This window comes from Bradyrhizobium sp. 613_E4_N2_2 (assembly GCF_052075995.1).
GTDB lineage: Bacteria > Pseudomonadota > Alphaproteobacteria > Rhizobiales > Xanthobacteraceae > Bradyrhizobium > Bradyrhizobium barranii.
On record NZ_CP197234.1, the window covers coordinates 7,710,517 to 7,727,815 of the forward strand.

At 64.6% G+C, this 17,299-nt stretch carries 20 protein-coding genes and 1 tRNA gene; 9 read left to right on the top strand and 12 right to left on the bottom strand.

Annotation, left to right across the window (positions count from 1 at the left end; all coding sequences use genetic code 11):
* The first annotated feature begins 301 nt into the window (after positions 1-301).
* A complete protein-coding gene (locus tag AB7290_RS36430) occupies positions 302-652 on the top strand; it encodes a hypothetical protein (RefSeq protein ID WP_244623207.1) in 351 nt (116 codons plus the stop codon).
* 11 nt (positions 653-663) lie between these two features.
* Positions 664-1,137 (top strand): hypothetical protein, encoded by a 474-nt coding sequence (locus AB7290_RS36435; protein WP_085400481.1) that lies wholly within the window; start codon positions 664-666, stop codon positions 1,135-1,137.
* A gap of 142 nt (positions 1,138-1,279) precedes the next feature.
* On the opposite strand, the gene AB7290_RS36440 is transcribed toward AB7290_RS36435, so the two are convergent.
* Positions 1,280-1,879, bottom strand: coding sequence for a TetR/AcrR family transcriptional regulator (locus tag AB7290_RS36440; RefSeq protein WP_063985470.1), 600 nt, complete (start codon positions 1,877-1,879; stop codon positions 1,280-1,282).
* Between the two features lie 171 nt (positions 1,880-2,050).
* Between AB7290_RS36440 and AB7290_RS36445 the strand changes: the two genes are divergently transcribed.
* On the top strand, positions 2,051-2,428 hold the full coding sequence (locus AB7290_RS36445; RefSeq protein ID WP_085400479.1) for a tautomerase family protein: 378 nt from the start codon (positions 2,051-2,053) through the stop codon (positions 2,426-2,428).
* A gap of 34 nt (positions 2,429-2,462) precedes the next feature.
* Here the strand turns inward: AB7290_RS36445 and AB7290_RS36450 are convergent, their stop codons facing one another.
* Positions 2,463-3,392 (bottom strand): CobW family GTP-binding protein, encoded by a 930-nt coding sequence (locus tag AB7290_RS36450; protein WP_085400477.1) that lies wholly within the window; start codon positions 3,390-3,392, stop codon positions 2,463-2,465.
* A gap of 4 nt (positions 3,393-3,396) precedes the next feature.
* Positions 3,397-4,887, bottom strand: coding sequence for an amidohydrolase family protein (locus tag AB7290_RS36455; RefSeq protein ID WP_244623205.1), 1,491 nt, complete (start codon positions 4,885-4,887; stop codon positions 3,397-3,399).
* Positions 4,888-5,171: 284 nt separating this feature from the next.
* Here AB7290_RS36455 and AB7290_RS36460 point away from each other — a divergent pair, with 284 nt between their 5' ends.
* Entirely contained in the window at positions 5,172-6,167 is a 996-nt protein-coding gene (locus AB7290_RS36460; RefSeq protein WP_161495799.1) for a tetratricopeptide repeat protein, read from the top strand.
* 80 nt (positions 6,168-6,247) lie between these two features.
* Here AB7290_RS36460 and AB7290_RS36465 read toward each other — a convergent pair whose 3' ends face one another.
* The 4 genes from AB7290_RS36465 to AB7290_RS36480 form a co-directional block, all read right to left on the bottom strand.
* Positions 6,248-6,781 carry a 2'-5' RNA ligase family protein gene (locus AB7290_RS36465; RefSeq protein WP_085400472.1) on the bottom strand — a complete coding sequence of 178 codons (534 nt, stop codon included), beginning with the start codon at positions 6,779-6,781 and terminating at the stop codon, positions 6,248-6,250.
* A gap of 62 nt (positions 6,782-6,843) precedes the next feature.
* Positions 6,844-6,918: transfer RNA gene (locus AB7290_RS36470), tRNA-Glu, on the bottom strand.
* A gap of 141 nt (positions 6,919-7,059) precedes the next feature.
* A complete protein-coding gene (locus AB7290_RS36475) occupies positions 7,060-7,650 on the bottom strand; it encodes a DUF2846 domain-containing protein (RefSeq protein WP_085400470.1) in 591 nt (196 codons plus the stop codon).
* A gap of 98 nt (positions 7,651-7,748) precedes the next feature.
* Positions 7,749-8,093: a hypothetical protein gene (locus tag AB7290_RS36480; RefSeq protein WP_063985478.1), complete on the bottom strand. Its 345-nt coding sequence runs from the start codon at positions 8,091-8,093 to the stop codon at positions 7,749-7,751.
* Here AB7290_RS36480 and AB7290_RS36485 point away from each other — a divergent pair.
* The 4 genes from AB7290_RS36485 (at position 8,092) to AB7290_RS36500 (ending at position 11,628) form a co-directional block, all read left to right on the top strand.
* Positions 8,092-9,099, top strand: coding sequence for an RluA family pseudouridine synthase (locus AB7290_RS36485; protein WP_063985479.1), 1,008 nt, complete (start codon positions 8,092-8,094; stop codon positions 9,097-9,099). The two genes, AB7290_RS36480 and AB7290_RS36485, sit on opposite strands and share 2 nt — an antisense overlap.
* 216 nt (positions 9,100-9,315) lie before the next feature.
* Positions 9,316-10,215 (top strand): RNA polymerase sigma factor RpoH, encoded by a 900-nt coding sequence (gene rpoH, locus AB7290_RS36490; protein WP_014492123.1) that lies wholly within the window; start codon positions 9,316-9,318, stop codon positions 10,213-10,215.
* A gap of 389 nt (positions 10,216-10,604) precedes the next feature.
* Positions 10,605-10,946, top strand: a complete 342-nt coding sequence (locus AB7290_RS36495; RefSeq protein ID WP_063985480.1) for a hypothetical protein — start codon at positions 10,605-10,607, stop codon at positions 10,944-10,946.
* 334 nt (positions 10,947-11,280) lie between these two features.
* Positions 11,281-11,628, top strand: a complete 348-nt coding sequence (locus AB7290_RS36500; protein ID WP_245344046.1) for a hypothetical protein — start codon at positions 11,281-11,283, stop codon at positions 11,626-11,628.
* Between the two features lie 111 nt (positions 11,629-11,739).
* Here the strand turns inward: AB7290_RS36500 and AB7290_RS36505 are convergent, their stop codons facing one another.
* The 4 genes from AB7290_RS36505 to AB7290_RS36520 form a co-directional block, all read right to left on the bottom strand.
* Positions 11,740-12,366: a peptidoglycan recognition protein family protein gene (locus AB7290_RS36505; RefSeq protein WP_085400466.1), complete on the bottom strand. Its 627-nt coding sequence runs from the start codon at positions 12,364-12,366 to the stop codon at positions 11,740-11,742.
* Between the two features lie 34 nt (positions 12,367-12,400).
* Entirely contained in the window at positions 12,401-13,612 is a 1,212-nt protein-coding gene (locus tag AB7290_RS36510) for a GGDEF domain-containing protein (protein ID WP_085400465.1), read from the bottom strand.
* A gap of 644 nt (positions 13,613-14,256) precedes the next feature.
* Positions 14,257-14,868 (bottom strand): LysE family translocator, encoded by a 612-nt coding sequence (locus tag AB7290_RS36515; protein ID WP_085400463.1) that lies wholly within the window; start codon positions 14,866-14,868, stop codon positions 14,257-14,259.
* A 55-nt stretch (positions 14,869-14,923) separates the two neighbouring features.
* Positions 14,924-15,298, bottom strand: coding sequence for a response regulator (locus tag AB7290_RS36520; RefSeq protein WP_085400461.1), 375 nt, complete (start codon positions 15,296-15,298; stop codon positions 14,924-14,926).
* Between the two features lie 120 nt (positions 15,299-15,418).
* On the opposite strand from AB7290_RS36520, the gene AB7290_RS36525 reads away from it, so the two are divergent.
* Entirely contained in the window at positions 15,419-16,255 is an 837-nt protein-coding gene (locus tag AB7290_RS36525) for an SDR family NAD(P)-dependent oxidoreductase (RefSeq protein WP_085400459.1), read from the top strand.
* A 187-nt stretch (positions 16,256-16,442) separates the two neighbouring features.
* On the opposite strand, the gene AB7290_RS36530 is transcribed toward AB7290_RS36525, so the two are convergent.
* Positions 16,443-17,255, bottom strand: a complete 813-nt coding sequence (locus AB7290_RS36530) for a lytic murein transglycosylase (RefSeq protein WP_085400458.1) — start codon at positions 17,253-17,255, stop codon at positions 16,443-16,445.
* Positions 17,256-17,299 lie beyond the last annotated feature (44 nt).

Sequence of the window (17,299 nt, forward strand, 5' to 3'; positions counted from 1 at the left end):
CTTGGCTGCATCCGGGATCCCGGCTCTTTAGATCTAGAAGACCTCGATATCGCCGCTGCGAGCGTTGACTTGCGGTCGGCTCTGGCGGAACGATCGGCGCAGATCATCAGCGCCAGCTGTGGCGTGAGCTGCACAGAAGGCCAGAGGCTCAATGCATCAATCGACATATGGCAAGTCCCTCGACCTTCCTGCGCTGTGCGCGGCGGAGCGGCTTTTCATCTGGGGATTTCGGGCCAAGGCACGCAGCGGAAGCGCCGTTCCGACTGCGGCCGATATCCAGCAAGTGTACGACCACTTTCGCGTGGGCGACGCCGTGCCGTCGCTAGAATCCATCATCGAGATCTTCGCGTGCACGGCGCATACGGCCATCGAAGTTCATTGTCCGACCTGTCCGAAGATGTCGGACAGCGAGCACGGAATCTTGCGGGCGATCGCCGCGGCACAACAGGAACGCATCGACGTCGCGCGCGAGCAGTTCGAGAGCTGGTTGCCGCCGGTCGGTGCCGATTGGGCTCTCGCGCCCGTGCGGGGGCTTGCAACGATCTTCCGCATGGCCGGCCTCATCCTGCCCGACCGACACGTTCAGTCTTTCGACCATGACCGGACGATGGCAATGAAGAGCTGGCTGGTCGGAAGTCCCACGCTGCACTGACGGGATCGTTCATGCTCCACGATACGTGCGGTTCTGCGCCAGTCGAAACAGCCGGCCAGCCGCGGCTCTGTCCGCTCCAGGCCGCGCTTGCGGCGCATCCCTGCGTCGAGAGCTACGATGAATTTTCCCGCGTTGCGCTGTCGCTGTTCCGATTCATCGGAGCGGCCTATACGACCGGCGCCTCCGATTGCTGGGAAGCGGCCTATCGCTTCGCCGACGAGGCGCCGGGCATCGCCGACAGTCCGCTGCTGGTGGCGCGCGCTGCTGCGCTCGTCAGGATCCTGCGCAGCGGCCGGCCGTGCGAACTGTGCTTCATGCCGCCCTCGTGCCGGCGCCTGTCGCAGGACGAGGCGGAATTGATGCGACTGCTGGCGGTCGCACGCCGCAACCAGCCGGGCGAACTCGAATCCATCGTTTGCCAGTACGTCGGGAACGAGAACGAGATCGCGACGACGCGGGCCGTCAACGCGCTTGCCTTGTGCTGACGCTTTGATGGGTTCTAGTCGCATCTCAAGCGACCTTGCGCTATCAACATCGCCATGGAGACGCAGTGTTCGATGCCCTCCATAAAACCTCCAGACGGCCCCAGGGATCACCACCGCTGGGGTCGTCGTTTTGCGGCCTGGCCTAACCGCCCTTCTTGCCAAGCACGAGATCGATGGTGTGAGCCGCGATCTTGCGCAGCTGCGGCTCGTCGCCGAAGGCACGTTCGAGCACGCCAAGGCCGCGCGTCACCGTGATGATATGCAGCGCTGCGGCCGCGGGATTGCCATTGAACTCGCCGCGCTCTGCGCCTGCCGCCAACGTCTCTTGAACCAGCATGGTGATGCGCGAGATGAGGCCCGCAAAGGCCTGACGCGCGTCTTCATCCAAGCCCTCCCCTTCGGCCGCGCCGAGCTCCATCAATCCGCGCGTGGTCGGACATCCCCGCGGCGGCGAGCCCGAGCGGAAGTTGGTGATGGTCAGGTCGAAGAACGCGGTAAGGCGTTTTCGCAGTGAGCCCGCGCCGAGCGCCTTTTGCAGGGCGAGGAGATAATCGCCCGCATAACGCTCATAGGCCTGGAGGAACAGCGCCTCCTTGCTGCCGAAGGCATTGTAGAGGCTGCCGCGCTGAACACCGGCATCGCGCGCGATGTCCGACAGCGACGTGCCGCGCACGCCCTTGCGCCAGAACTGGTCGAACGCGATACGCAGGACGTCGTCGTGGTCGAATTCGCGCGGCCTCAAATCCTGCTCCTCGGTACGGCAAAAATATTTGACACGATGTCAATAACGTGTTTTCTCGACATCGTGTCAAAAACTAATTGGGATTGATAGCCCGTTCCGTCAATGGGCCCAACGGCCGGCGCTTGCGTGCGCCCTGGCCGATCGGGCTCGCATGCCAAAAGGGATCCGCCCATGCCTCTCCTTCACATCTCGATGCGCGCCGGCAAACCGGAAGCCTATCGGCAGGCGATCCTCGATGGTTTGTACCGCGCCATGCGCGAGGCACTGAACGTGCCCGAGGGCGACGAGTTCATGACCATCAGCGAGCATGACGCCTCGAACTTCCGCTGCGGCAATGCCTATGGCGTCAAACGCAGCGACGACGCCGTGCTGATCCAGATCACCGTGTTCGCTTCGCGCACGGCGGAGCAGAAGATGGTGCTGTACCGGCGGATCGCAGACCTACTCGGCGAAAACCCGGGCATCCGGCCGGAGGACGTGTTCGTCAACGTGCTCGATGCCCCCGCGGAGAACTGGTCCGTCGGAAACGGCATCGCGCAATTCGCGTGAAGTGAGGGGCGTGCTTCTGGCGTGATCGCTTGCTTCACCCACCCGCAACGCACGCCGCCATGATCCCGTCGAGCTCGGCCTTCGAGAGCACACCGAGCTCGGTGATGAAGACGATCCGCGATCGCGGCACGCCTTCCGCCGGTGCACCGCCCGTCGCGAGCGTCGCGCGGCCGGCGGCGAACTGAAACACCATCTGGCGCCCGGGTTGCTCGACGGTCTCGAACAGGCCTTTTGCGCGCGCAAGCTTTGGCGCCAGGCGGCCGATCGCCGGCTGCAGGCGCTGCAGCGACAGCGGCTGATCCGAGGTCCAGCTCAGCGTCTCGAAGCGCTCCTCGGACGGCCGTCGTGGTCCAGGGTCGCGCGGCGCGGGCGCGCGATCAACAGCCGCGGGGAACAACAGCGCGGACGGAATCTCGCCGTGCCTGGCATCGACCACCACGGCGGGGACACGCTGCGCGCGGATGGCTTCGCGCATGCGGGCGCCTGCGCTCTCGTCCGCCAGATCGAGCTTGCTCAGCGCCACGATATCGGCGGCGCGCAGCTGCGACCGCATCAGCGCATCATCCAGGGCCGCAGGTAGCGTCGCCGCATCCATCACGCAGAGCACCGTTTCCAGCGGCGCCTCGCGCAGGATCACGGGGTCCATCAGGTTGCGGACGATGTCGGCGGGATCGGCGACGCCGCTGGTCTCGATGACGATATATTCGGGCTTCGGATCGCGCCGAAGCAGCGTCGAGAGCGTGCGCAGGAGATCGCCTTCGAGCGAGCAGCAGATGCAGCCATTGGCGAGGCTGACCACGCCGTCGCTCGCGCCCGCGATCAACTCCGCGTCGATGTTGATCGCGCCGAAATCGTTGACGATTGCCGCGATACGCCGTCCCTCCGCGTTCGCCAGCAGATGGTTGACGACCGTGGTCTTGCCCGCCCCCAGAAAGCCCGTCACCAGGAGAATGGGGACCGGCATGGGATCAGCCCTCGACGACGGGGCGACGCACGGGGCGGCCGGGCCGCGCCGCCACGTCCAGCACGCCATCGCTGATCAGCGGCTGGCCGCTGACGATCAGATGCCGCACGCCGTCCGAGGGGCGGTTCATCGCCGTGAAGGTCGCGCGGTCCGAGAGCTTCTCGTAGTCGAACACGACGATGTCGGCATCGGCGTCCTTGGCAAGGCGGCCCTTGGCCCGCATCGCGGGCGTGCTTTGCGAAAGGATCTCTGCGGGGATCAGCGCGCATTTGCGCACGCCTTCGAGCAGCGACACGGCCTTGCGCTCGCGCACCCATTCGCGGATGAACTTCGTGAAGCAGCCGGCCGAGCGCGGATGCGAGGTGGCGTCATCCGGCAGCGGCCAGGCATCGCCGGTGTAGGTCTTGCCGTCCGACGTCGTCCACGGCATCGCATCGGACGCGATCGCGCCGCCGGGATACAGCACCGACATATCGAGCAGATCGCGATGATGCGCATTGTTGTCGGTATCGAGGATGTGCCAGAGCACCAGCGAGGACGGCTCTTCGGCTTGCGCCTTCAGCAGCTCCTCGCGATCGCGGAAGCGGTGACCGTCGGTCACGCGCTGCACTGAATCGTAACCGGTGCCGTTGCGCTCGACGAACTGGGGATCACTGAAGAAGGCCGCGGCCAGCACGGTCGAGCCGGTACCGTAGGGATAGGCTTCGACCGTGATGGGCAAGCCCTGCGCCTGCGCCTTTTCGACCAGCACGCGGCAGCGTTCGATATCCGTCTTGCTCGACGAGTTGAAATGGCAGATGTGCATGTGCGCGCCGGTGGCGCCGGCATAGCCGATCAGGCGGATATAGGCTTCCGCGGCGCTTTCGGGGTCGACGCGCGACATGTAGGCGACGTGGGTGAAGGTCGGCACGTCCTGCCTGGCCGCGAGCTGGCAGACCGCGGTCAGCTCCTGCACGCCGGCGCCCGGCGCATAGGCGTTCAGGATGCCGATGCCGATGCCGCCCTCGTTCAGGCCGCGCGAAAGACGCTCGAGGATGCCGGCGACCTCCGCATCGCTGGCGACGTTGTCCATCCAGCGGCGATCGCGCATGGCGTTGCCGAACGCTTCCAGCGAGCTCTCCGCATTCGAGCCGGTCATCGCGCCGATGCGCGCAAAGGCCCAGTTGGTGGCGGCGCCGTAGTTCAGCACGCGTCCCTTCCGCGCCTGGCGCTCATACCAGGAGGCGACCGGCAGCACGCCGGCCTCGAGATCAAGCGTCGTCGTCACGCCGTCGAACGCCTGCATGCGGTCGGCCGGGATCGACTGGCCATGCGCGTGCAGGTCGATGAAGCCCGGCGCGACCACGAGCCCCGTCGCGTCGATCACCCGCTCGGCGCCGCCGAGGCCCGTGCCGACGCCGGCGATCTTGCCGTCCATCACCGCTACATCACCGATGGCGTCCATTCCGCTCGCGGGATCCACCACCCGGCCGCCAGAGATCACCAAACCGCTCATGTCGTCACTCCGCATGCTATTGCCAGAACCTCCGAAAGCCCTGCAGAAGCTCCGGAGGCGCGGAGCGCATAGTGCAGATTTTGGGGAGAACGACTACCGGCACTGATGCCGATGCTGCATGCGCTCGCGACCTCGCGGCGTGCCTTGCCCGAAGGGCAACGGCCCAACAAACCTCCGGTAGAATGATGGAAAAGATCTCTATAAGGTTGTCGTCGCGGCAGGTCGCGTTGCCTGCGTCGGGATCATCGGCCAAGTGTGTCGTGCAAGGGAGCGAAATGTCTGCAATGTCAAATCAGGGCCTGCGCATCAGCTGCAGGGCAGCTTTGATCATCTCCATCGTCGTCTCGGCGGCAAGCGCGTTTGCGGCCACCCCACAAGACCTGAACGATTGTCAGGACAGCACCGATGTCCCGCGCATGATGGCAGCGTGCAGCAGCCTCTCCCAGGACGCCAGACTACCTCCCGGTGCAAGATCCATGGCATTGCTCAAGCATGGCTTCGGAAATTTTGCACTCGGCAACATGGATGCGGCTGAAGCCGACTTCACCGAGGCGGTCAGGCTCAACCCGAAGAACAACTACGCTCATCACGAGCTGGGACTGACCTTGGCCAAAAAGGGCGACACCACACGCGCAATCGCTTCGCTCACCGAGGCCATCAATCTTGATCCCTCAGGTGCCGCAAGCCGGTTCATTCGCGGGCAGATTTATATGTCCGAGGACAGGCTGGACGAGGCGATCCGGGATTTCACCGATGCCATCAGGCTTGGACCCGACAAGAACACCACCTTTGCCAAAGACCAGGAGGTGAGTCGTCCGGAGGCCGATCGCGTCGCGACTGACTACTACGCGGCCCGGGGAGATGCGTACTATCGGAGAGGCGATTTCAGGGATGCCGCTTCGGACTACGACCGGGAGGCGCGGTTTTCCGATCCCGATGGCTACGGCGTGATTTGGGGATCGGTGGCGCGGATGCAGGGACGATCTGCCGATGCCGGCATCGCGCTGTCCGCTGCACTCGACAAGGGCCAGCTCAGGGATTGGCCGAGAACCGTCGGCGAATTGCTTGTCGGCCGGATCACGCCCGCCGCAGCCCTGGCTTCGGCCAGGAATTCAGATCAAACTTGCGAGGCACACTATTACGCTGGGATCGCTCAGCTCAAGAGCAAAGATACAGTGGCGGCCCGGAACGAGTTTGCAGCCGCGCGAGACGGATGCCCGACCTCGTTTCGAGAGTATCGTGCCGCCATTGCCGACCTGAAGCGATTGCAGGCGCAGTGATCGCGCCTTCGCCTGCAACATGTTTGCTAGCGACTTGGCGTCGAAGCTACCGACCTTGCCCGCCGTGGCCGTGCCATCGACTACGGGGGCAATCGCTGCTCAGCGATTACCTGAACCGGCGGAAAGGTAACGCAATCTGCCACGTCGAACAGCACTTCCATGCTTCGATCAAACGATCGCGCAAAAGCAATCGCGTCATCACGCCGCTCATCGGCGATGCGCAAGCCGAGCGTACAATGCGGCGTCCATGCCCCGGGCCGGTAATGAGGGCGGCAATGCGCCGGGTCGATTGCGGCGCTGACCGAGCTGTGGATGCGGGTTAGCGCCTCATTGGAGCTCGGCTCCGCCCAGAGAACGAGAGGCGAGCCTGCGAACCAACGAATCCGTTTGAACTCGATGCGAAATTGCGCTTCGCCAGCAACGGCCGCCAGCATGGCGGCCCATGCTATCTTTTCGTCGATCGCAGGCGAGTCGTAGATCGCAAATGTAAAATGTGGCCGATAGCCAAGGGCGCGCATCGAGGGCTCGACTTCGAACGCTACGACCTGATCCCACAGCCGCTCGATCTCACTTGCTGAATTGTTATCGGCTCGAACGTTGATCGCCAATGCCACAAGCGCTCACCCAGCGGGGGGAACAATCAAATCGAGATCAAGGGAAGGTAGCTTCAAGGCAATGGCGCTCCCTAGGGGAATCGAACCCCTGTTTCAGCCTTGAGAGGGCCGCGTCCTAACCGCTAGACGAAGGGAGCGTGAGGGACAGGACATAGCCGCGAATTTTGTCGGCGGCAAGCCTCGATCGGGGGCGAGAACCCCGGATATGCACGGTCAATGCGGCTTAGGCTTAATTGCGCGGCGGGCCGCCGCGCGCCCTACGAAACCGCCGGGAACACTCACGGCTGCTTCAGTTTCTCGATCGCCGCAGCGCCCGCGGCCGGCTCAAGGCGGAACAGGCCCGCGCCCGCAAAGGCGGATTTGAACGGCGATGAGGAGCGGATCTGCTGGCCGCTGCTGCCGGCGACGGCCTGGTTGAGCAGGTCCTGGCCGATGGCGCCTGTCCGCTGCGTCCCGACGCCGAAATAATACGTCTTGCCGGCCTCGACGGGGACCTCGACCTCATAGTCCGTCATCGACATCTTCATGTGGGAAGCGATCTTGTGGACGCCCGGCGGCCGGTCGACGAAGAAGAACGTCCCCATGTCGACCTTACCGACGGACTTGCCGTCGATCAGGATTTCCGACGAGGCCGCCATTCCGCCCATCGCGCCGAAAATGCCCTTCTCGCGCAAGAAATAGAGCCGTGCGTTCCGCGAGCCCGTTGGCTTGGCCTGCGCCGCGGGTTGTTTGGCCGGCGCGGCAAGTCCAGCCTGCCTGGCTGGCGCTGTGGGCTGCTTGGCCGGCTCTGCGAGCGCCGCAAATCCAGCGCATCCGTACGACCCGACAACGAGTGCAATTGCGACGACGCGCGACTTGATACGTCCCATTCCCAGTCCCAGCCCAACTTCCCAAGCCCGAGAGCTAAATCAGAAGTTGCGCGGCAAGACAAACTGGACCGGAGAACGATCAACAGCCGCGGCCAGCCCTACGGCTCATTGGCAAATTTCAGCTTTCCGGCCGGCTTCAGGGTGTGGGCGTCGAAAGTGCGGATCTCGATGACCCCGCCAACGTCCAGCGTGACCACGAGGCGGTCGCCGGCGACCCCGGTCGAGACGATCCTGGCGCCCTTGGGCAGGGCGGCGGTGACGTCGCCGGCCATTTCGGACGCCCTTCCCTCCGACTTGAAAAGGCGGTAGCCCACCGCGATCAGGACGGCGCAGATTGCCAGCGCCGTGGTCAACCCCGCGATCAGCATCATCCGCCGCACCCGCGCGAACAGCGCGGCCTGCTCGGGGCTCGGTTCGGGAACAGCGGTATCAGACGTCGTCATGGATAGCTCAGGCTCTGCGCAAAGGTTGGAAGTTGTCGTCGCCGGCGACGAGGGCTCGGCTCGGCTTGACCGCGTGCTGGCGGCGCACCTCACCGACCTGTCGCGATCGAGGCTGAAAGCCCTGATTTTGGCGGGCGCGGTGAGCCTCAAGGACGCCGCGATCCGCGACCCCGCTTATCACGTCACATCCGGCGATACGATCACAATCGACGTGCCGGAGGCGGCCCCGCCGGAGCCCAAGGGTGAGGATATCGCCCTCGATATCGTGTTCGAGGACGACGACATCGTCGTCCTCAACAAGCCGAAGGGCCTCGTCGTGCACCCCGCGGCCGGGCACGAGACCGGCACGCTGGTCAACGCGCTGATCGCCCATTGCGGCGGCTCGCTCTCCGGCATCGGCGGGGTACGCCGGCCCGGCATCGTGCACCGGCTCGACAAGGACACGACCGGGCTGATGGTAGTCGCCAAGAACGACCTCGCCCATGCCTCGCTCACCGCGCAATTCGCCGACCACGGCCGGACGGGCGCGATGCGCCGCGGCTACATGGCCTTCGCCTGGGGGCTGCCGGGACGCCACCGCGGCACCGTCGATGCGCCGATCGACCGCCACCCGTATGCGCGCGAGAAGATGGCGGTGCGCCAGGGCGGCCGCGAGGCGGTGACGCATTGGGAGCTTCTGGAGAGTTTTGCGGGGCGTGACGGCAAGCCGATCGCCTCCCTGCTCGCCTGCGAGCTCGAGACCGGACGCACCCACCAGATCCGCGTCCACCTCGCCCATATTGGCCATCCCCTGATGGGCGACGCCGTCTATGGCCCGCACTTCAAGACCAAGGCGAACCACCTCGGCCCGGAGTCGCAGGCGACTCTGGCCACGCTTGGACGGCAGGCCCTGCATGCCTATTTGCTGGTATTGGAGCACCCGAGAACCGGAGAATTACTCCACTGGGAAGCGCCTCTGCCGAAGGATTTGCTTCTCCTTCAGGGCGCTCTGAAAGCGGCGCTATGACGCAGGCCACCTTGGAAAAGCGTTACATTACAAAAAGTTATAGCTGCCACACGGGGACGTGACGTCAGCAATCCTTCCCTTTTTGACCCCCCTTGGGGTATATTGCGCTTGCGTTGGAAATGACCAACGGAACATCGCAGCTACGGCCGGCTTTAACACAGCGGTCGTCTGCCTGGCCCGCCGCTATCGGGGGCCTGAACCTTGGAGGGCTTCATCATGGCCCGTACCGCTGCTTTGCCGGTCCTCAATGGAGAATCCGGCCTTTCTCGCTACCTCGCCGAGATCCGCAAGTTCCCGATGCTGGAACCCCAGCAGGAATACATGCTCGCCAAGCGTTGGCGTGAGCATGACGATCGCGACGCGGCGCACCAACTCGTCACCAGCCATCTCCGCCTCGTGGCCAAGATCGCCATGGGCTATCGCGGCTACGGCCTGCCGATCTCCGAGGTCGTCTCGGAAGGCAATGTCGGCCTCATGCAAGCGGTGAAGCGTTTCGAACCCGAAAAGGGGTTCCGTCTCGCCACCTACGCGATGTGGTGGATCAAGGCGTCGATTCAAGAGTACATCCTGCGTTCCTGGTCGCTCGTGAAGATGGGCACCACCGCGAACCAGAAGAAGCTGTTCTTCAACCTGCGCAAGGCGAAGAGCAAGATCAACGCGCTGGACGAGGGCGATCTCCGCCCCGACCAGGTGAAGATCATTGCCAAGCGCCTCGGCGTCACCGATCAGGACGTGATCGACATGAACCGTCGCCTCGGTGGTGACGCGTCGCTCAACGCTCCGATCCGCGATGACGGCGAAGCCGGCGAATGGCAGGACTGGCTGGTCGACAACACGCCCAACCAGGAAGCCATGCTGGCCGAGCACGAGGAGTATGACGAACGCCGTGACGCGCTGAACGGCGCCATGGGCGTGCTCAACCCGCGCGAACGCCGCATCTTCGAGGCGCGCCGCCTCGCCGATGAGCCGATGACGCTGGAAGACCTTGCCGCCGAGTTCGGCGTGTCGCGCGAGCGCGTCCGCCAGATCGAAGTCCGCGCCTTCGAAAAGGTGCAGGCCGCGGTCAAGGGCACGATCGCACGGGCGGAACAGGCCGCGCTGGAAGCCGCGCATTAAGCGGGCTCTTCTCGCGGTAGATATTGGCGGATCGACAAGAGACAGAAAGCCGGCGGCAACGCCGGCTTTTTTGTTTGTGGCGATGCTCTGTTTGAGTGATCCGCCGTGCTTTCTCTGCGCGATGCGAAGCGCGCCGCACTCGCTGTCATGCCCCGGCTTGAACCGGTACCGGCAGCGAGATCTCGAACGCAGGCCCCTGGAATACTGGATCGCCCGGTTGAACCGGGCGATGACAGCGGTGGTTGTGGCGGAAGGTCCTGCCAAGTGAGACCGCCGTCACAGTCTCCTTCCCCTGGCCGACGTAGAACCGGGCTTGCCTTGAACCCGCGCGTCCGGTCGACCGACCCAGAATGATCGGGCCGGCGGCCTCAACTGAACGGACACCAACCGTGTCGATCATCCTGCAATCCACCGTCGGCGGCTTCTCCGCCCAGTTCATGCGCAAGCTGCCGCTGGTCGAGCAGGCGATGCGCGAGCACGGGCTCGATCCCGCAGAGTTCGTCATCTCCAAGGACTATGCCTCGACCGCGACGATCCCGCTCATGGGCCCGTTCTTCTATAATTACAGCGTGTTCTTCGGCGACGAACAATTCACCGTCACCGAGCCGAACGACATGGTGTTCCTGGACTACTTCTTCAAACGCGTGCTGGCGTCGGACGGCCCGCCGGAATTGCCACGGCGGCCGGGATTGATGCGACGGCTGTTCGGCTGGATGGCGCAGCCGGTTTAGCTCGTCATTCCGGAGCGCGTCATGAATGCTTCCCGCTCAATCGTCCTTGTCGATCACGCTTGCCGCAGGACGATTGCTGATGTATGTGCTGCCGCCCGGCGCGCTATCGCGCCTTTGTTGTTCAGCGCAACCAAGGGAGGCGGCATGAAAAGTAGATCGATACGTTCTGACCGCCGAACTCTTTGATCGGCAATCGGTCATAAGCTGAACGCCGCTTCGCGCGCTGTTCTCCATTCATTGCATCTGGCTGCGAGGGGCGCGACGCAACAAGGCGTCGCGCCGTGTCGTCATGCATTTGCGGTTCGTTACACCGCTCATCCACCCGCACAGTCGCGTGGAGAGCGGCTTCTTTCGTGCGTCCTGGTATGTCCAGCGAAACAACTGTCCGGACTGGATCCGGCATGAGCTCTCGGACCAGTTCAATTGGTTCGCGCAGCATCTGCCGCTTCCTGGACGCATCGCGCGTCACTTCAAGCGGCGCGATTCGATCTGGGGCATTTGCTGGTTCGATCCTCAAGCCCGCGAGGCTGTCAGCTGCGCGCGCTACTGCGCTTGGCTGCTCGAGGAGGGCGGCCTGCCGGTGCGCACGATTACAACCTCACGCCAGCGCGAAGTGATCTGGCGCGACGCGCACCAGATCGTCACGAAGCCTTCCGCCGATCTTCCCAAGGCATTCCCCTGAGCCCGGGAAGACCGGTGGACTTAGGATGGCGATGAGAGCCGATAGCGATCGCTCTCGATGGCCGTCCGGCACCGGAGGTTTCGGCCTTCGGTTGCCGGACGCGCCTGCTCGTCACTCCCCCCAAGTCCGCGCCAGCGTCGCGAGCCAACAGCCTTCGCAATAGCGGGCGTCCTTGTAGTCGATCCAGTTGTGCGCATAGACGTGGTCGAGCGGGATGCCGTAGCGCGCGCGCAGCACCTTCACGAGGATCTTCCATGCCGCGACCTGCGCCTCGGTCGGGCCTGTGGTGACATCCGGATAGTTGCCGGCGAACTCGACGCCGATCGAGTTGTCGCGCACGACCTGGCGATAGGTCGATCTGTTGTCGATGTACTTGTTGTCGTTACGGTTGGCGCCGTCGCCATGGGTCGGCACCAGGTTCTCGGCGACCGCCCAATAGACCGTGCCGTCGGTCTCGACCCACACGGTGACGCCGCGGCGCGTCGGGTTCTTCGACTGCTCCGCCGCGCCGCCGCGCGCCGAGCCTGTCGGCCCCTCGGTCTGGTGCACGATGATGTTGCGCCAGGGATGGGCGTCGCGGACATCGCCCCATGGCGCGAGCCAGACCATTTTCAGGCCGGGAATGTCAGGCGTGCCGGAGACGCGCGCGATCTTCGCGAGTTCGGCGTCCGTTGCGGCGGCTGGGGTGAGCAGAAGAAGGGCGGCGAGAAAAGTCGCGAGCAGGCGGAATATCATCATACGGGTCCAAGGCGGACCCAAATCCTAGCAGGCTTTATGCGAATTTGCGCGTGGCCTCGCCGAGCCCGGGCCGCTCAGGCGAGAGCGGCGGAGCCGGATCGTAGACGGCAAAGTCGTTCTTGCCGTTTTTCTTGGCGGCATAGAGGGCGTGGTCGGCATGGGCGATGAGGCGGTCCGGAAACTGGCCGATGCCGCGGTCCCATTCGGCAACGCCGATCGAGATCGCGATCGGGATGTCCCTGGTTGTACAGGCCGCGGCGTCCTGGCGGCAGACCTCGAGCACGCGGCGGGCGATCGCGGCAGCCTCGCGCAGGGACGAGGACGGCAGCACGACGCAGAACTCGTCGCCACCGGTGCGGGCCAGCATGTCGCCCGGCCGCAGCCGCGTTTGCGCCATCAGGGTGAAGTGCCGCAAGCAGGCATCGCCCGCGGCGTGACCATGGGAGTCATTGATGGCCTTGAAGCCGTCGAGATCGATCACCAGCAGCGAGAACGGCTCGCCGCTGCGCTCAGACCGGGCGCATTCCTCGGACAGGCGCTGCAACAAATGGCGCCGGTTGGCGACGCCCGTGAGATCGTCAAGCAGCGCGAGGTCGGCGACCTCGTTGCGCAGGCGATCCATCGCCATCAGCAGGAAGCCGAAATTGAGCGTCATCGACAGGAACAGGAGGCCCAGCACCATGACGCCATGAGCCTGACCGCCGGCGCGCGCCGAGAAATCGTGGCCGAGCAGATTGCCCAGCGTGCGAACCGCAAAGATCCCGATGATGGTGAGGATGACGATGCCGGACAGCCGCGCACCCGGGCTGACGCGGCCTTCCGGCGGCGCCAGGAGCAGACGCAGCGCCAGCACCAGCGGCAAGGCCTGGCCGAGCGTGTAGCTGAGCATGCGCAGCTGCATGTGCTCGAAGCCGACCATGAAGAACACGACGCCGGCGAGGCTTAGCACCCCCGTTGCGGCCATGACGCGCCATGAGACCGGCCGGTCATAGAAGCGCTGAATGCCCATGGCGGCGAGGCAGCTCGCCGCGATGATACCGGCAGCGCCGACAAGAAGCGGCAGGGGAGAGGCGACGAACAGGCGGACCAGGGCTGTCATCGCGCCGGCGGCGCCGACGAACGACGATGCCATCCAGAATCGCGCCGCTGCAAATTTCGGATAGGAGCGCGTCACGTAGGCCCAGATCAGGCCAAGCGCCAGGAAGTTGACGACGAAGACCGTCCAGAGTGTCGGTACGTTCAGCATGGCGCGTGCGGCACGCGCAGCGTCGCCCCCCCCGTCTCTGGCAGCCGTTCGTCCATGACCCTTCCCCGCGTTCTTGCGGGGAAGAATGCGCGGATTGCACTTAACGGAACCTCACTGCGATCTGCGAAAGCTCGCCCTTGGTTTTGGATTCATGAACAGTGCGCCGCGATTATCGGATCGTTAGGCATGTCGCGGCCTCCCTGCGCGGCCACGCCGATGCGCATTGCGATGCGGATTCGCGGGCAAAAATCACCCGAAAATGCATCTGAGCTGTGGATAACGTAATGACACAGATGTGACAGCACGGGGCAGCCGCCCGCGAATCTGCTGAGTTTGTGGTCGAGGATGTTGCGAGGCTGGCCCTCCGCCGAGCATCCCTCGTGTCGCGTTTAACCATGAACCCTTGAGAGGATACTATGGCTAAGAAAGCGAAGAAGGCGAAGAAGGCGACGAAGAAAAAGGCCAAGAAGGCCGCGAAGAAGAAGTAGCCAGCATGTTCTTTGCCCGGGTGGAGCCTCGCTCCGCCCGGGCGTCGGGTAAAAGGTCGAGAGAGTTTGGAGATGGCGGGCGCAAGGCCCGCTTTTTTTATTGGCCGCACTCAGCTGCGGCGTCTCCCCGCAAGCGGGGAGAGGTGAAGGCGAAGCCTACCGCTCCGCAAACGCAAGCTTGGCGCCGAGCGCGGCGAAGCCGGTGGCGAAGCTGCGGCGCAGCCAGGCCATGACACGTGGGCGGGAGATGACGCGCTCGCGTACCGACGCCGCACAGAGGCCGTAGAGGACGAACACCGCAAAGGTCATCGCCATGAAGGCGCCGCTCAATTCCAGCATCCGCGCCAGCACATGGGCTTCGTCCACCGCGATGAACTGCGGCAGGAAGGCCAGGAAGAAGATCGACAGTTTCGGATTGAGGATGTTGATCAGGAAGCCAGTGACGATGACGCGGCGGCTCGACCGCTCCCTGATCTCGCCATCGACCGCCAGCGCCCCGGTCTCACGCAGCGCCTGCCAGGACATGTAGAGCAGATAGGCGACGCCGCCCCATTTCAGCGCGGCAAAGGCAAGCGCGCTGGTATGCAGCACCGCGGCAAGCCCGAGCATCGCAGCTATCATGTGCGGCACGATCCCGAGCGTGCAGCCGAAGGCGGCAGCGACGCTCGCGCGCGAGCCGCGTGTCAGCGCCGCAGCCAGGGTGTAAAGCACGCCGGTGCCGGGCGAGGCGACGACGATGAGCGAGGTGAGCAGGAAGGAAAAGGTCATGGGCAGACCCTATCACCGTGCCTCACGGCAAGAAAGCGAGCCCCCGCATCGACCATCAGGACGGCTGCGCGAGCTCGGCTTCGCGGAGCACGTCGAGCGGCGCCCATGGCTTGGCCCAGAATTTCGCGCCATCGGGCAAGGGCTGCGCCAAGGGGCGGCCGGAGGTGACGACGATGTCGAGCTTTGGATTGCGGTCCTTGGCGACGTGCGCGAGCTCGACCCCGGTCATGTGCCCCGCAAGCTGAACGTCCGTCAGCATCAGACAGAGCGCGCCGGCGCTTCTGTCGAGCACCCGTTGGGCAGCCTCGGCGCTATCGCACTGGATGACCTGGTAGCCGCTCTCCTCCAGCAGAAGACTGAGCATCTCCCGTTGCATGACGTCGTCTTCGACGATCAGCGCCGTCGCGCGAAATGGTTCTGCCTGTCCCATGGGGCCGCTCCAGTGCTTGCTTGCGTAACCTATGTTAAGGAGCCAGTTCGCCGGTGGTTCAGTTCCATCATGAAAAATGTAGATCATAGTTCCACACGACCGGCTTGACGGGGGGACATCATGACTGCCATTCGCGGTGCCGCCGCAATCACGGGAGCGGCGAGCGGCATCGGGCGCGCGCTGGCAATCGAGCTCGGCAATCGCGGCTGCGATCTCGCGCTCGCCGATCGCGACGAGGCCGGATTGAAGACGCTCGCCGCCGAGATCGGTGCCGCACGCAAGGTCAGCGTGCATCGCGTCGACGTCAGCGAGCCCGGCGACATCGCAGAGTTCGCGCGTGATGCGATCGCGGCACATCCCGCGCTCGGCATCGTCATCAACAATGCCGGCGTGGCGCTGATGGGGACGTTCGAGGAGATCGACCAGGCGCAGATGGAGTGGCTGTTCGACATCAATTTCTGGGGCGTGGTGCACGGCACGCGCGCTTTCCTGCCGCATCTGAAGACGCTGGCAGAGGCGCACATCGTCAACGTCTCCTCGATCTTCGGCATCATCGCGCCGCCGGGACAGTCGGCCTATGCCGCCGCCAAGTTCGCGGTGCGCGGCTTTTCCGAGAGCGTGCGGCACGAGCTTGCGGTCGCGGGCAGCCCCGTAAAACTGTCGGTGGTGCATCCCGGTGGCGTCGCCACTGCCATCGCGCGCAATTCGCGCACCGGGGTCGGCGTCACCGACAATGCGCGCCGCGCGCAATCGATCGAGCGGTTCGAGAACGCGGCAAAGACCACGCCGAAAGACGCCGCGCTGCGCATCATCAAGGGCATCGAGAACAACCAGCCCCGCATCCTGATCGGCAACGACGCCCGCTTCATGGACATTTTGCAGCGCTTCCGCCCGGGCACCTATTGGGCGCCGTTGCAGCGCAAGCTGGAGAAGATGGCGAAGGGGACGGCGAAGTAGGCGTGACGCGACGGCATCGCCGCTGCGTGCTCCGCTGTCGCCACACCACCGCTGTCATGCCCCGGCTTGACCGGGGCATCCAGTACGCCGCGGCTTCTCGGTTCTAGCCGCGCCTCCTCTGGAATACTGGATCGCCCGCCCCAGTGCGCAAGTGCGCACAAGGCGGGCGATGACACCGAGTATGTGGTCACTGCCCCGCCAGCCGGTCCGCAAAATAGCCGATCGTCTTGCGGTAGATCACCGCCCTGTTCCACTCCCGCATCGCCTCGAAATTGGCGGTGCCTTCGCCGTAGGGCTGGCCCATCTTGAAGCCGCTGGTGTGAAGCAGGTTCGCGGTCGAGGCGAGTACGTCGGGCACGCTGTGGCGCAGGTCGACGTGGCCGTCGCCGTCGAAATCGACGCCGTATTTGATGTAGGACGACGGCAGGAACTGGGTCTGGCCGATCTCGCCGGCATAGGCGCCAATGAGGTCGCGCAGCGGCAGGTCGCCGCGCTGCACGATCTTGAGCGCGGCGAGCAGCTCGCCCTGGAACAGCTCGGTGCGGCGGCAATCATGCGCGAGCGTGGCGAGCGTGCGGATCACCGGCAGCTTGCCGATGTCGCCTTTGCCGAAATCGCTCTCCAGCCCCCAGATCGCGACCAGGATATAGCGGGGCACGCCGAACTGCCGCTCGATGCGCGAGAGCAGCGCCGCGTGACGCTGCAACAGTGCCTTGCCGCCATTGATGCGGCCGGGGCCGACGCGGGTCGAGACATACTGCTCGAAGCTCTTGTTGAAGGTGTAGCGCTGGCGCCGGTCGAAGGCGAGCACGGCGCCGTCCTGGGCGATGCCGCTGAAGGCCGCGCTGGTCACGCTCGCCGAGACGCCGGCTCCTTGCGCTTCCGAGCTCATGCTGGCGACGAAGCTGTTGAAGTCGCCGCCGCAGCGCGCGGCCTGCGCCGATCCGCCGGCCAGACAGAGGACAGACCCAAACAGACAGATTAGCCCAAACCGCCACATGCCCTAAGTGTCCTTTCAAATTTTCGCGCGAGCCTTAATCCTGC